The sequence below is a fragment of the Halorubrum sp. GN12_10-3_MGM genome (genome assembly GCF_005435235.1).
Classification (GTDB): Archaea; Halobacteriota; Halobacteria; order Halobacteriales; family Haloferacaceae; genus Halorubrum; species Halorubrum ezzemoulense.
In genome coordinates, this window is the sequence record NZ_SGUB01000015.1 from 47,972 (window position 1) to 60,586 (window position 12,615).

Genomic DNA, 12,615 nt, shown 5'->3' on the forward strand with positions numbered 1-12,615 from the left:
CCGGGACCGACGCGCCCGCCAGCCATTTATTACGGAGTCGCGTACGAGGTCGTATGAGCGACGAATCCGGCGACGGTGCCCGCGACGGAGACTCGGCCGTCGAGGCCGGCGACGACGCCGTCACCGGCGATCGGAGCCGAGCCAACGACGCGGGCGAGAAGGGCCCGGACGGCGGGACCGAGTGGCGCTTCTCGGTCGACGACGTGGGGCCGGACGGGGTCACCGAGGACACCGCCACCCCGGCGGACGAACCGATCGAGCCGGGCGACATCACCCTCGAACACGCGGCGTTCGTCGTCCTCGGCGTCGCCCTCACCGTCGGCACCTTAGTGGTCGGACTCTGAGTCGGACGCCGCGGGGAGACCGGACGAGGAGCGTCGAGAGCGTCCGAGCGACGAGCGGCGAGACGGCCCGAGGGGAGAGCGTCAACGGCTCGTCGGACGCCGCGCGACCGCGCGCACCACCACTTATCAGGCCGCGGCCGTAGGACCGAACATGAACGCGCTGGCACAGTCCGGACTCCTCTCGCCGGACACCCTCCCCCTCCTGCTGTTGACCGCGGGGCTGCTGCTCTCGATGGCGGAGGCGCTCGCGCCGGGGGCGAACTTCATCGTCGTCGGCATCGCGCTCATCGGTGCCGGGCTCGGCGGGCTGGCGCTGACCTCGCTCGGCGTCGCCGGCGCCCTCCTCACCCTGTTCATGGCGCTGCTGACGCTCGTGTTCGGTGCGGCCGCCTTCTACGCCTACCACGAGTTCGACTTCTACGGCGGGAAGGGGCAACAGCAGACCAGCGACAGCGACTCCCTGAAGGGGAAGACCGGAACCGTCACGGAGCGCGTGACGCCCACGGGCGGCGAGGTGAAACTCGCCGGCGGCGGGTTCAACCCACACTACTCCGCCCGGTCGATGGAGGGGACGATAGACGAGGGCGAAGAGGTGATGGTGGTCGACCCCGGCGGGGGGAACGTCGTCACCGTGGAGTCGATGGGGTACGTCGAGGACGACATCGACCGCGAGCTGGCGGCCGACCGCGCGCGGAAGGCCGCGGCGAGCGAGGCCGAGCGGGAGGCGGACGCGGCCGAAGAGGGCGCCGACCCGGAGGCCGAACTCGAACGGGAGTGACGCGGTCGGCGGCGGCGCGTTCGACCGAAAAAGCACTTGTGTGTCGCCCCGGATCGCTTGGGCGTGCCCTCCCCGCTCGCCGTCCTCACGAGTCCGATCGGTAGCGTCCTCGACCGCGTCCGCGACGCGTTCGACTCTCCCCGCGCCGGGACCGTCGCGGTCGCGATGCTGGTCGTCGTCACGATCGGCACCAGTGTCGGAATCATCGCGCTCGGGGCCGTCTTCGACGCGACGGTCGACCAGCAGATCACGGTCGACAACCCGGATCGCCCCTCGGAGTCGACCTGCGAGACCTTCGGCGACGACCCCGACTCCGCGTTCGCAGAGGAGTGTGACGAGCCGAAGCAAATCGAGGTCGACGCGGGCGAGGAACTGAGCGACGCCGCGAACGGCTACATCCACTACGGGCTGCTCGGCGTCCCGATCTGGTGGGTCGCGTTCGCGCTCGCGCTCCACGTCGGGGCGCTCGTCGCGGGCGGCTCCGGCTCCGTCGGCGACTCCTTCGTGATCGCCGGGTGGGCGATCGGGGCTGAACTGCTCCGGCTCGGCGCCGGGATCGTCGCGATCTGGTACACGCTCTCGAACGCGGCGCCCGCGGGGTCGTCGTTCGAGGCGCTCACGACGGACCTCGTCGCCGCGATCACGAGCGCGACGGGGCCGCTGCTGGTCGCGTCCGCGGTAGCGATCGCGATCCAGTGGGTCGTGGTCGTCGGCGGGCTGGAGGCCGTACACGACCTCGACCGCGGCCCCGCGGCGGGGGTGGCGACGTTCTTCGCCGCGATCGCCCTCCTGATCGCGGCGGTCTGAGCGCTCCCAGAGCGGTCGGCCCCGGGCGTCGGTTCGAGCGCTCGGAGCCGCCGATTCGGGTGTTTTTAAGCCGCCGGCGCTCCCCCTCTCGGTATGATCCTGTCCGACGCAGACATCCTCGACCGGCTCGCCGAGGGCGACCTCGCGATCGAGCCGCTCGACGACGTCGACCAGCAGGTCCAGCCCGCCAGCGTGGACCTGCGGCTCGGCGAGCGGTTCCTGGAGTTCCAGCGCACCAACATCCCCTGTATCCACCCGACAGACGCCGGCGAGGTGAGCGAGTACGTCACCGAGACGACCGTCGCCGAGGGCGACGAGTTCATCCTCCACCCCGGCGACTTCGTCCTCGGGACGACCGCCGAGCGGGTCAGGATTCCGGACGACCTCGTCGCGCACGTCGAGGGGCGCTCTTCGCTCGGGCGACTCGCCATCGTCGTCCACGCCACCGCTGGGCTGTGCGACCCCGGCTACGAGGGCCAGATTACCCTCGAACTCTCGAACCTCGGGACCGCCCCCGTGGCGCTCTCGCCCGGCATGCGCGTCTCGCAGCTCACCTTCACCGAGCTGAAGCGGCCCGCGGACCGGCCGTACGGCGCCGAGCGGGGCTCGAAGTACCAAGGACAGGACGGCCCGCAGGCGTCGCGGATCGGCGACGATCCGGAGTTCGCCAACGATAGCCGCACCGATGAAGCGGCCGGAGGTGACGGGCGATGAGGTTCATCGAGGAGGTCGTCGTCGACGAGTTCCTGCCGACCGTCCGCTCGATGCTCGCGGAGGACCTCCGCGACCGCGGGTTCACCCAGAGCGAGGTCGCCGACGCCCTCGGCATCTCGCAGTCGGCGGTCTCGAAGTACGCCGCCGGCGACGTGGCCAGGCACGAAGACATCGTCGCGGACGAGCGCGTACGCGACCTCGTCGAGCGCGTCGGCGAGGGGCTCGCGAGCGGCGACCTCACGCCCGTGGCCGCGCTCGTCGAAATCGAGGTGCTGATCCGCCAGCTGGAGGAGGGCGACCTGCTCGCCGACCTCCACGAGGCGGCGATGCCGGGGCTCGCCGACGCCGACGTGGAGTTCTCGGTCCACGACCCGGACAGCGGGCTCCGCGAGCGCGAGCGCGTCCTCACCTCGGTCCGGCGCGGGCTCCGCACCCTGACGAACGCCTCCGGCTTCGCCGGGCTCATCCCGAACGTCGGCGCGAACGTCGCCGAGTGTACCGACGACGCCGCCACGGTCGACGACGTGGCCGCGGTCCCGGGCCGGCTCGTCGACGTGAAGGGCCGCGCGATGGTGCCCGGCGAGCCGGAGTTCGGCGTGAGCGAACACGTCGCGACGGTGCTGCTCGCGGCGCGCGAGGCCGGGTCCGGCGTCCGGGGCGCGGTGAACCTCCGGTACGACCCGGAGACGGTCGCGGCGCTCGGCGAGTCGCACCCGACCGTCGAGTTCGACGCCGAGCGCGAGACCCGCGAGGCGGTCGCCGACGCGGTCGCGGCCGCCGACCGCTCGGCGGACGACGAGGCGGAGACGCTCGTGGCGTACCAGACCGGCGCGGTCGGCGTCGAGCCGATCGTGTACGTCCTCGCGCCGACCGCTGCCGAGGCGGCGCGGATCGTCCGCGGCCTGCTGTGACGCGGGGCAGGTCGTCCGCGACCGACCGTGACCCCGTCACGGGCGACGGGTTTTAGACCGGACCGTCCAAATTCACGGGCGTGACACGGACACGGCGGTCCGGGATGCGGACGCGCTCCTTCTAGCGGCGGGCGGACCCGTCGCGGCGGCGACGGCCGGTAGCGCGGCCGACGCCGGCGCGGCGGCGAATCCCGCCGCCCTTCCGCAGCGCCCGGACCGTCGACCCGGCCGCGGTGTGACCAGTTCCCGAGCCGGCCGCGACGGCCCAGAACCAGCGGGCTTTAGACCCGATCGACCGACATACGACATACACACACCACATGAGCCACGACGACTTCCCCACGGCCGACCCGGCGGTGGTGACCTGTGGGCTGCCGTACGCCAACGGCGACCTCCACATCGGTCACCTCCGCACCTACGTCGGCGGCGACGTGTACAGCCGCGCGCTCGAACGACTCGGGCAGGAGACCGCGTTCGTCTCCGGCTCCGACATGCACGGCACGCCGGTCGCGGTCAACGCCGAGCAGGAGGGCGTCTCCCCGGAGGCGTTCGCGCTCGACTGGCACGAGCGCTACGCGGAGACGTTCCCGAAGTTCAACGTCGAGTTCGACAACTACGGCCACACCCACGACGAGACGAACACGGCGGTGACTCAGGAGCTCGTCCGCGACCTCGACGAGGCGGGCCACCTCTACGAGAAGGAGATCATGGTCGCGTACGACCCCGTCGACGACCAGTACCTCCCGGACCGCTACGTCGAAGGGACCTGCCCCTACTGCGGCGCGCACGCCCGCGGCGACGAGTGCGACGAGGGGTGCCAGCGCCACCTCGAACCCGGCGAGGTCGAGGACCCCGAGTCGACGATCACCGGCAACCCCGCGGAGTACCGCGAGCGCACCCACCAGTTCTTCGCGGTCTCCGAGTTCGCCGACTACCTCTCCGAGTTCCTCGACCGGCTGGAGGGCACCTCGAACGCCCGCAACCAGCCTCGCGAGTGGATCGAGCAGGGGCTCCAGGACTGGTGTATTACCCGCGACATGGACTGGGGGATCGACCTGCCCGGCGGGAACCCGCAGGACCTCGTCCTCTACGTCTGGGTCGACGCCCCGATCGAGTACATCTCCTCGACGAAGCAGTACTCCGAGCGCGTCGGCGCGGACGCGTTCGACTGGGAGGCGGCCTGGAAGGAGGGCGCCAGCGACGACCACCCCGAGGGCGGCGAGATCGTCCACGTGATCGGCCGCGACATCATCCAGCACCACACGATATTCTGGCCCGCGATGCTGGAGGCGACCGACCACGCGGAGCCGCGCGCGGTGATGGCGAGCGGGTTCGTCACCCTCGACGGGAAGGGGTTCTCGACCAGCCGCGACCGCGCGGTCTGGGCCGACGAGTACCTCGACGAGGGGTTCCACCCGGACCCGCTGCGCTACTACCTCGCCACCAACGGCGGGTTCCAGCAGGACGTGGACTTCTCGTGGGAGAAGTTCGCCGAGCGCGTCAACACCGAGCTCGTGGGGACCGTCGGCAACTTCCTCTACCGCTCGCTGCTGTTCGCCCACCGCAACTTCGAGGGCGGCCCCGACGCCGACGCCCCGAGCGACGACGTGGCGGCGCGGATCGACGAGGCGGTCGACGACGTGGCCGCCGCGGTCAACGACTACTCCGTGCGGGCGCTGGGCGACGCGGTCACCGACCTCGCGCGGTACGGCAACGAGTACATCCAGCGCAACGAGCCGTGGAAGCTCGTCGACGAGGCCCCCGACGAGGCGGAGCAGGTCATCTACGACTGCGTCGCGCTCGCGAAGGCGATCGGGGTCCTCTTCGAGCCGCTGGGCCCCGAGAAGAGCGAACGACTCTGGGAGCAGCTCGGCGAGCCCGGCTCCGTCCACGAGACCACCGTCGAGGCGGCACGGGAGGGCCCGGCGGGCGACCTGAGCGAGCCGACCGAGCTGTTCGAACAGATCGAAGACGAGCGCGTCGAGGCGCTCAACGAGAAGCTCGAAGCGCGCGTCGCCGAGGCGGAAGCGGACGACGGCGACGAGGAGCGCGACGACGACGCGGACGCGACCGACGACGACGGAACCGACGCGAACGCCGACGAAGCCGACGCCGACGACACCGACATGACCGACATCGAACCCCTCAGCGACGACCGCATCAGCTTCGACGACTTCCAAGAACTGGACATCCGCGTCGGGCGGATCGAGGACGCGGTCGGGATCGACGGCGCCGACGACCTGCTGAAGCTCACCGTCGACCTCGGCGCGGAGACCCGGACGATCGTTGCGGGGCTCAAGCAGCTCCACGACGTCGACGACCTGCCCGACACGAAGGTGATCGTGCTCGCGAACATGGAGAAGGCGGAGCTGTTCGGCGTCGAGTCCAACGGGATGGTCCTCGCGGCCGGCGAGGAGGCCGACCTCCTCACCACCTACGAGGGCGCCGGACCGGGCACGAAGGTGAAGTGAGGCGACGGACCGGCCGGCGCAGCGCCGCTCAGGCGTCGAGCACTTCTATCAGGTTCCCCTCGGGGTCCCTGACGAACAGGACGGTGGTCCCGCTCTCGGTGGGCCGAGGCGGGCTCAGCGTCTCCACGTCGTCCGCGAGGCCGTCGTAGAACGCCTCCACGTCGTCGACGGAGAGGCCGAGGTGCGTCGCCCCGGGACGGTTCAGCTCCGGCGGGTCGGGGCTCTCCTCGCCGACCGGCTCGTATTCGACGAGCTCGACTATCGAGCCGCCGGCGTCGAGGTGGGCGAACTCGGCCGACGCGTCCTCGACGGCGACCGCCTCGGCGAAGGCGTCGCCGCCGACCGCGAACTCGGCGACGAGGTCGAGGCCGAACGTCTCGGCGTAGAAGTCGACGGCGCGGTCCAAGTTGGCGACGGTGATCCCGACGTGGTGGGCGGTTGGGTCGGACACGGGTAGGCGCTCGGCCGGCGCCGGGGAAACCGTGTCGTCTTAGAGCCCGAACAGGCGAGCGACGAGGCCGGCGAGGACGACCAGCGCGCCGAGAACGAACGTCCCCGGGAGCGGGAGAACGAACAGGAGCGCGCCGACCAGTATCAGGAGCGTCGAGGTCCGCATCACCGTCGTTTCGGCGTCGCGACCGATATACCTTCGGACGAGCGACCCCCCGGGACCGAAACGACCATTCCGCCGCCGGCCGACCCTCCGGTATGCACGTGGTCGTCAACGCGGCCCAGAGCGTCGACGGGAAGCTCGCCACCCGCCGCCGGGAACAGCTCCGGATCTCCGGCCCGGAGGACTTCGACCGGGTCGACCGGGTCAGGGCGGCCGCGGACGCGGTGCTCGTGGGCGTCGGCACCGTCCTCGCGGACGATCCGCACCTCACCCTCGACGAGGAGGACCGTCGCGTGGGGCGGCTCCAGAACGGGCGACCGGGCGACCCCGCGCGCGTCGTGGTGGACTCGACCGGACGGACGCCGACGGACGCTCGGGTCCTCGACGACGCGGCGACGACGTATCTCCTCGTCTCTGCCGCGACCGACCGCGACCGTCGAGCGGCGCTCGCCGACGCCGGCGCGGAGGTGATCGTGGCCGGCGAGGAGCGCGTCGACGTCGCCGAGGGGTTCGAGACGCTCGCGGACCGCGGTGTCGACCGGCTGATGGTCGAGGGGGGCGGCGAGGTGATCTTCTCGTGTTTCGAGGCCGGCCTCGTCGACGAACTCCACGTCTACGTCGGCTCGTTCGTGATCGGCGGCCGCGACGCGCCGACGCTGGCGGACGGGGCCGGGTTCACCGAGGAGTTCCCCGACCTGACGCTCGCGGAGACGGAGCGGTTCGACGACGGGATCGTCCTCTCGTACGAGGTCGGCGGTGGCGGCGGCGAGTCGTGAGCAGGGGGACGCGAGGCGAGTCGTGAGCAGGGGGACGCGGCCCGCGGCGTGTGAACGGTAACCACGAAATCGCGGAGTACACGCGCCGTGCCACCGGTGTACACGAAAATCACCGAAGTATTTATATGCCGTCCGCAGGTAGTTGCGGGTACCAGAACGCCTCTGGCGCTGGTGGAATCGCACGCTGAAATGAACGGGAGTTCTTGCAGACGGCCCGACGCACCACAGCGAGCGTCCGCTATCGCCGGAGCGGTGATGGAGAGATAACAAATGGTAACGAAAGAAGAAGTCATCGAGCAGTACGACGTGGAACCGATGGACGAGGCGGACAACGTGGACCTTTCTGAGGACGACTTGGACAACGGCTCCAAGGGGCAGCTCATCAAACGCGCCGGGCAGCTGCGAGACCGACGCAACGAGCTGAACCAGATGGCGTCCGAGCGCGCCTCCAAGCGCGACGACCTCAACGCGAAGACGCGAGAGAAGGTCGACGAGGCCCAGGAACACCGCGAACAGCGCGACGAGCTCAACGAGCAGGTCCAGGAGCACAAGGACAAGCGCAACGAGCTCAACGCCGAGGCCAACGAGCTGTTCGACGAGGTCGAGGAGCTCAAACAGGACCTCGAACTCGGCTCCGGTAAGTCCATCGAGGAGCTCGAAGAGGAGATCGAGGACCTCGAGTTCCGCCAGCAGACCGAAGTGCTCGACGCCGAAGACGAGCGCGAGCTCATCGAGAAGATCGACGACAAACGCGAGAAGCTCGCCGAGAAGAAAGAGAAGGTCGACGACACGAGCGAGCTCGACGACCTCGTCGAGGAGGCCGAGGAGGTCCGCTCCGAGGCGTCCCAGCACCACCAGAAGGTGACGGAGCTCGCGGACAAGGCCCAGGAACACCACAACCAGATGATCGAGGCCTACCGCGAGGCCGACGACATCCGCGACGAGGCCGACGAGATGCACGAGCTGTTCGTCGAGGCCCAGGAGGCGGCCGACCGCCACCACGAGGACTTCGTCCGCGTCCAGAAGCGCCTGCGCGAGCTCGACAAGAAGGAGGAAGAAGAGCGGGAGGACGAGCGCGCCGAGAAGCGCGAAGAGGAGAAGGAAGAGGCCGAGGAAATCTATCAGAAGTTCAAGGAGGGCGAGACGCTCGACACCGAGGACCTGATGAAGCTCCAGAAGACCGGCCTCCTGTAAGCCGGGCGACGCGACCTTTCTGCGGTTCTTCTGCGACGCGCCGAGCGACGGGTCCGTCGCCGGCCACGCGCAGGTCGTCGGGGGTCCGCCGAGGATTGGCGATCCCGACCGAACGGCTCGGCTCGACGCCGTTCAGTCGGTGCGCGTCGGCTCGTCCTCGGCGACGAAGCGGTCGTACGCAGATGTGAACTCCGCGTCCGCCTCGGTCGCGTCCTCCCACGCGGTGAGGCCCCGCTCCGCGGCCGTTCCCGGGATCGAGTTGTCGAGGAGGAACGCCACGACCCCGCCGACCGCCATCCCCGTCGACCCGATGACGTAGACCGTGTTCGCGACCACGTCGGCCCCGAGGAGCGGGCCGAACAGGAAGGCCTCGGCCAGCCCCTGCTGGAGGGCGTCCACGCCCCCGACGCTCCGCATGTACTCCGGGACGGCCAGTCCGGTGAACATCGCGATACCGACGACGAAGATGTTGCGCGAGGAGTCGAGGTCGACGTACTTGAGGTTCGAGAGCCCGACGCCGACGATCTGGGCGAACATGGCGATGTAGAGTCCGCCGATGATCGGGCTCGGGACGGTGGCGACGAGCTGGCCGAAGTAGCCGACGAACCCGACGAGGATCATGAGCGCGGCGCCGATCTGGACGACGTACCGCGAGGCCACGCCGGTGAGACCGATGGCGCCGACGTTCTCGGAGTACGAGGTCGACCCGCCGGTCCCCATCACCCCGGAGAAGACGTTCATCAGCCCCTCCATCCCGATCCCGTGCGTCATCCGCTCGCTGCTGGGGGCGCCCATGCCGGAGAGCCGGGCGACGGCGTGGTAATCGCCGATGGACTCGACGATCGAGGCGGCGACGCCGGCGAGCATCCCGATGACGAACGCCGGCGTGACGCTCGGCACGCCCCACTGAAGCGGGTAGATGAGGTGAACTGGGTCGGCGGCAGCGACGCTCGCCAAGTCGACGTAACCCGGCGTCTCCGGTCCGAAGACGCCGAGGACCGAGAGGGACGCCGCGAGTACCCACGCGACGACGATGCCGAGGAGAACCGGAAACAGCTGGAACAGCTTGGACCGCGCGCCGAGGTACTGCGAGAACAGGACGATGGCGACCAGCGTCAGGCCGACGAGCCACCAGTTCTGATCGGCCGCGGTGATCTCGGGGGCGTTGAACAGGGAGAGACCGATGAGGACGATGACCGGGACGATGACGACCGGCGAGAGACCCTTCCGCAGTCGACCGACGAGGCCGAAGTAGCCGACCGCGACCTCGGCGAGCGCGGCGACGATGATCGCGCCCTGAAGCTGTAACAGGGCGGCCCGCCAGGCCTCGATGCCGGCCGGCGGGTTCGCCGTCACGACGCCGATGACCGCGAGCGCGGGCGCGAGCATCGAGAACGGCGCGCCCTGAACGATCGGGTAGCGGTTGCCGAACGTCGTCTGCGCGAGCGTCGCGATCCCCGACACGACGAAGAACGTGCCGACGAAGCGGGGGATGACCGACTCCGGCATGCCCATCGCGCCGGCGAGGATGAGGGGCACGGCGATGTTCGCCCCGACCATCGTGAGGTAGTGTTGCGCGCCCAGCAGAAGCGACCTCCCGAGCGGTGGTCTGTCGTCGATGCCGTACCGAACGAACGCGTCGTCGTCCTCGTTCCCTCCCATTCCTGTGGCGTTCATCGACGCAGGGGTACAAAAATTCGGCCCTTGGCGGGCGCGGGTCGGCCCGTTGGGAGGTACGGTGCTGTGCCGCGGTAGCTCCGCGACGCGCGTCGACCGGCGACAGTATATATAAACGGTCCCGCGCCCAACCGACGGTATGGACGACGCGCCGGCGAACGGACGGAAGGGATTGCTCGCGGCCGCCGCGGTGGGCGCGGCGACGACGATCGCGGGCCGAGCGGTGCTCTCGCGGCTCACCGGCGGGCGGTTCGGTGACGCCGACGAGTACAACGCCGCGAAGGTGACCGTGTCGGGGCCGATCAGGCGAAGTCAGGGGCGACCCTCGCCGCTTTCGGGCCCCGGCGGCGCGACCGCCGACGACGTGGTCGAGCAGATCGAGGCGGCCGACGACGACGAGGACGTCGAGGCGCTGCTCGTCGAGCTCAACACGCCCGGCGGCGAGGTCGTCCCGAGCGACGACATCCGGCGGGCCGCCGCCGCCTTCGACGGGCCGACCGTGGCGTACGCGACCGACACCTGCGCCTCCGGGGGGTACTGGATCGCGAGCGGCTGCGACGAGCTGTGGGCACGCGACGCCAGCCTCGTCGGCTCCATCGGCGTCGTCGGCTCCCGACCGAACGCGAAGGGGCTCGCCGACAAGCTGGGGATCTCCTACGAGCAGTTCACCGCCGGGGAGTACAAGGACGCCGGCGTCCCGCTGAAGGAGATCGAGGAGGAGGAACGCGAGTACCTCCAAGGGATCATCGACGGCTACTACGAGCAGTTCGTCGAGACCGTGAGCGAGGGGCGCGACATGGACCCCGAAGAGATCCGGGAGACCGAGGCGCGCGTGTACCTCGGCGACGACGCCGCGGAGATCGGGCTCGTCGACGAACTCGGGACCGAGGACGACGTGGAGGACCGGCTCGCGGAGCTGATCGGCGCGGAGCCGGAAGTGCGCGAGTTCACGCCGGAGCGCGGACTGGCGGAGCGGCTCGGTATCGGCGCCGAGCGGGTCGCGTTCGCCGCCGGGAGCGGCGTCGCGGACGCCTTCGTCGACGACGGCGGCGACATCGACGTGGAGTTCCGCTAGCGACGGGGAGGATTTTTGTCCGGTCGCGGTGTGAGTCGACACGTGACGACGCTGGTCATCTGCGTCGACCGCTCCGGGGCGATCGGCCGCGCCACCAACGTCCCGATGCCGGTCGCCGGCTGGGAGGCCGTCCGGTCGCTGGTCACGGACGCCGGGCTGGACGACCCCGAGGACGCCAGCGTGAACTGCCTGCTGGAGTCGCTTCGCGTCGCGCGCGACCTCAGGGACGAGCGCGAGGAGTCGGTGGTGGCGGTCGTCTCCGCCGAGAGCGACACGGCGGTCGGCGCCGACCGCTCTATCGCCTCCCAGCTCGACGACCTCGTGGAGCGGTACGACCCGCGGGCCGCGATCGTCGTCGTCGACTCCGCCGAGGACGAGCGCGTCCTCCCGGTCGTGGAGTCGCGGGTCCCCGTCGACTCCGTCGACCGCGTCGTCGTCCGGCAGGCCCGCGACATCGAGTCCACCTACTACCTCCTCAAGCAGTTCCTCGCCGACGAGCAGCTGCGGTCGACGGTGTTGGTCCCCGTCGGGGTCGCGCTGCTCCTCGTGCCCGCGCTGTTCGCCTGGTTCTCCGCGGGCGAAGCGGTCGCGGGCGTCGCCGGGCTGCTCGGCGCCGCGCTGCTGTACAAGGGGCTCGCGATCGACCGGCTGATGGCGGGAATGCCCGAGCGCGTCCGCGAGGCGCTGTACGCCGGACAGGTGTCGGTCGTGACGTACGTCGTCGCCGGGGGGCTCGCGCTGGTCGGCGGCTTCTTCGGCTTCCTCGCCGCCTCGGAGCTGGCCCCCGGATCGCCCCGGCTCGTCGAGGTCGTGGAGTTCACCTTCGTCGCGGTCCCGTGGTTCGCGGTCGCCGGCGTGACCGCGGCCGTCGGGCGGCTGCTCGACGAGCTGATCCGCGACGAGGGGATCCGGACGCCGTACCTCAACCTCCCGTTCGTCATCGCCGCGGTGGCCCTCGTCGTCCGCGGGTTCGCGGGCTACTTCCTCGCCCAGGAGGCGATCCGGCAGCCGCTGTCGGCGTACGGGATGGCGATGACTCCGGTCCAGCAGCTGGCGGCGTTCATCGTCGGCGGAATCGTCGTGTCGCTCGTCGGCGTCAAGGTCGCCAGCGACGTCGGCACCGAGACCCTCGAAGACGTCATCGACGCGGACCGGGACGCCGAGGGGCAGCGCGAGTAGACGGCCGGACGAGACGTTCAGCCGCGAGGGCACGGGTAGACCGCGGACGCGTCGTCCGACCGACCGCCTTTTGTCG

Annotated in this window: 13 protein-coding genes; 10 read left to right on the plus strand and 3 right to left on the minus strand. The window is 70.3% G+C overall.

Annotated features, from left to right (window positions below; all coding sequences use genetic code 11):
• Positions 1 to 53: 53 nt before the first annotated feature.
• The 6 genes from EXE47_RS11915 (at position 54) to metG (ending at position 6,025) form a co-directional block, all read left to right on the plus strand.
• Complete coding sequence (locus EXE47_RS11915; RefSeq protein ID WP_049932443.1) at positions 54 to 344, plus strand: hypothetical protein; 291 nt, start codon at positions 54 to 56, stop codon at positions 342 to 344.
• Between the two features lie 151 nt (positions 345 to 495).
• Entirely contained in the window at positions 496 to 1,122 is a 627-nt protein-coding gene (locus EXE47_RS11920; protein ID WP_086216198.1) for an NfeD family protein, read from the plus strand.
• 63 nt (positions 1,123 to 1,185) lie between these two features.
• Positions 1,186 to 1,929 (plus strand): YIP1 family protein, encoded by a 744-nt coding sequence (locus EXE47_RS11925; protein ID WP_049932439.1) that lies wholly within the window; start codon positions 1,186 to 1,188, stop codon positions 1,927 to 1,929.
• A gap of 93 nt (positions 1,930 to 2,022) precedes the next feature.
• Complete coding sequence (dcd, locus tag EXE47_RS11930) at positions 2,023 to 2,643, plus strand: dCTP deaminase (protein WP_086216200.1); 621 nt, start codon at positions 2,023 to 2,025, stop codon at positions 2,641 to 2,643.
• Complete coding sequence (locus EXE47_RS11935; RefSeq protein WP_089307948.1) at positions 2,640 to 3,554, plus strand: thiamine-phosphate synthase family protein; 915 nt, start codon at positions 2,640 to 2,642, stop codon at positions 3,552 to 3,554. The genes dcd and EXE47_RS11935 overlap by 4 nt, the downstream gene beginning before the upstream one ends.
• Before the next feature lie 320 nt (positions 3,555 to 3,874).
• Positions 3,875 to 6,025 carry a methionine--tRNA ligase gene (gene metG / locus EXE47_RS11940; RefSeq protein WP_137708350.1) on the plus strand — a complete coding sequence of 717 codons (2,151 nt, stop codon included), beginning with the start codon at positions 3,875 to 3,877 and terminating at the stop codon, positions 6,023 to 6,025.
• 28 nt (positions 6,026 to 6,053) lie between these two features.
• On the opposite strand, the gene EXE47_RS11945 is transcribed toward metG, so the two are convergent.
• Both EXE47_RS11945 and EXE47_RS19220 read right to left on the minus strand, forming a co-directional pair.
• Positions 6,054 to 6,476, minus strand: a complete 423-nt coding sequence (locus tag EXE47_RS11945; RefSeq protein ID WP_049932432.1) for a VOC family protein — start codon at positions 6,474 to 6,476, stop codon at positions 6,054 to 6,056.
• A 39-nt stretch (positions 6,477 to 6,515) separates the two neighbouring features.
• Positions 6,516 to 6,641, minus strand: a complete 126-nt coding sequence (locus EXE47_RS19220) for a hypothetical protein (protein ID WP_254921775.1) — start codon at positions 6,639 to 6,641, stop codon at positions 6,516 to 6,518.
• Between the two features lie 92 nt (positions 6,642 to 6,733).
• Between EXE47_RS19220 and EXE47_RS11950 the strand changes: the two genes are divergently transcribed.
• Positions 6,734 to 7,414, plus strand: coding sequence for a 2,5-diamino-6-(ribosylamino)-4(3H)-pyrimidinone 5'-phosphate reductase (locus tag EXE47_RS11950; RefSeq protein ID WP_094592854.1), 681 nt, complete (start codon positions 6,734 to 6,736; stop codon positions 7,412 to 7,414).
• 270 nt (positions 7,415 to 7,684) lie between these two features.
• On the plus strand, positions 7,685 to 8,608 hold the full coding sequence (locus tag EXE47_RS11955; protein ID WP_049932428.1) for a coiled-coil protein: 924 nt from the start codon (positions 7,685 to 7,687) through the stop codon (positions 8,606 to 8,608).
• A 132-nt stretch (positions 8,609 to 8,740) separates the two neighbouring features.
• Here the strand turns inward: EXE47_RS11955 and EXE47_RS11960 are convergent, their stop codons facing one another.
• A complete protein-coding gene (locus EXE47_RS11960) occupies positions 8,741 to 10,270 on the minus strand; it encodes a uracil-xanthine permease family protein (RefSeq protein WP_137708351.1) in 1,530 nt (509 codons plus the stop codon).
• 154 nt (positions 10,271 to 10,424) lie between these two features.
• Here EXE47_RS11960 and sppA point away from each other — a divergent pair, with 154 nt between their 5' ends.
• Both sppA and EXE47_RS11970 read left to right on the plus strand, forming a co-directional pair.
• On the plus strand, positions 10,425 to 11,360 hold the full coding sequence (gene sppA / locus EXE47_RS11965) for a signal peptide peptidase SppA (protein WP_049932423.1): 936 nt from the start codon (positions 10,425 to 10,427) through the stop codon (positions 11,358 to 11,360).
• A 42-nt stretch (positions 11,361 to 11,402) separates the two neighbouring features.
• Positions 11,403 to 12,539, plus strand: coding sequence for a DUF373 family protein (locus tag EXE47_RS11970; protein WP_086216206.1), 1,137 nt, complete (start codon positions 11,403 to 11,405; stop codon positions 12,537 to 12,539).
• Positions 12,540 to 12,615 lie beyond the last annotated feature (76 nt).

Bases quoted from the DNA above. Each gene is read 5' to 3' on its own strand.
- metG (WP_137708350.1), top strand. From the start codon at position 3,875: ATGAGCCACGACGACTTCCCCACGGCCGACCCGGCGGTGGTGACCTGT.
- EXE47_RS11955 (WP_049932428.1), top strand. From the start codon at position 7,685: ATGGTAACGAAAGAAGAAGTCATCGAGCAGTACGACGTGGAACCGATG.
- EXE47_RS19220 (WP_254921775.1), bottom strand. From the start codon at position 6,641: ATGCGGACCTCGACGCTCCTGATACTGGTCGGCGCGCTCCTGTTCGTT.
- EXE47_RS11935 (WP_089307948.1), top strand. From the start codon at position 2,640: ATGAGGTTCATCGAGGAGGTCGTCGTCGACGAGTTCCTGCCGACCGTC.
- dcd (WP_086216200.1), top strand. From the start codon at position 2,023: ATGATCCTGTCCGACGCAGACATCCTCGACCGGCTCGCCGAGGGCGAC.
- EXE47_RS11960 (WP_137708351.1), bottom strand. From the start codon at position 10,270: ATGGGAGGGAACGAGGACGACGACGCGTTCGTTCGGTACGGCATCGAC.
- EXE47_RS11950 (WP_094592854.1), top strand. From the start codon at position 6,734: ATGCACGTGGTCGTCAACGCGGCCCAGAGCGTCGACGGGAAGCTCGCC.
- EXE47_RS11920 (WP_086216198.1), top strand. From the start codon at position 496: ATGAACGCGCTGGCACAGTCCGGACTCCTCTCGCCGGACACCCTCCCC.
- EXE47_RS11915 (WP_049932443.1), top strand. From the start codon at position 54: ATGAGCGACGAATCCGGCGACGGTGCCCGCGACGGAGACTCGGCCGTC.
- sppA (WP_049932423.1), top strand. From the start codon at position 10,425: ATGGACGACGCGCCGGCGAACGGACGGAAGGGATTGCTCGCGGCCGCC.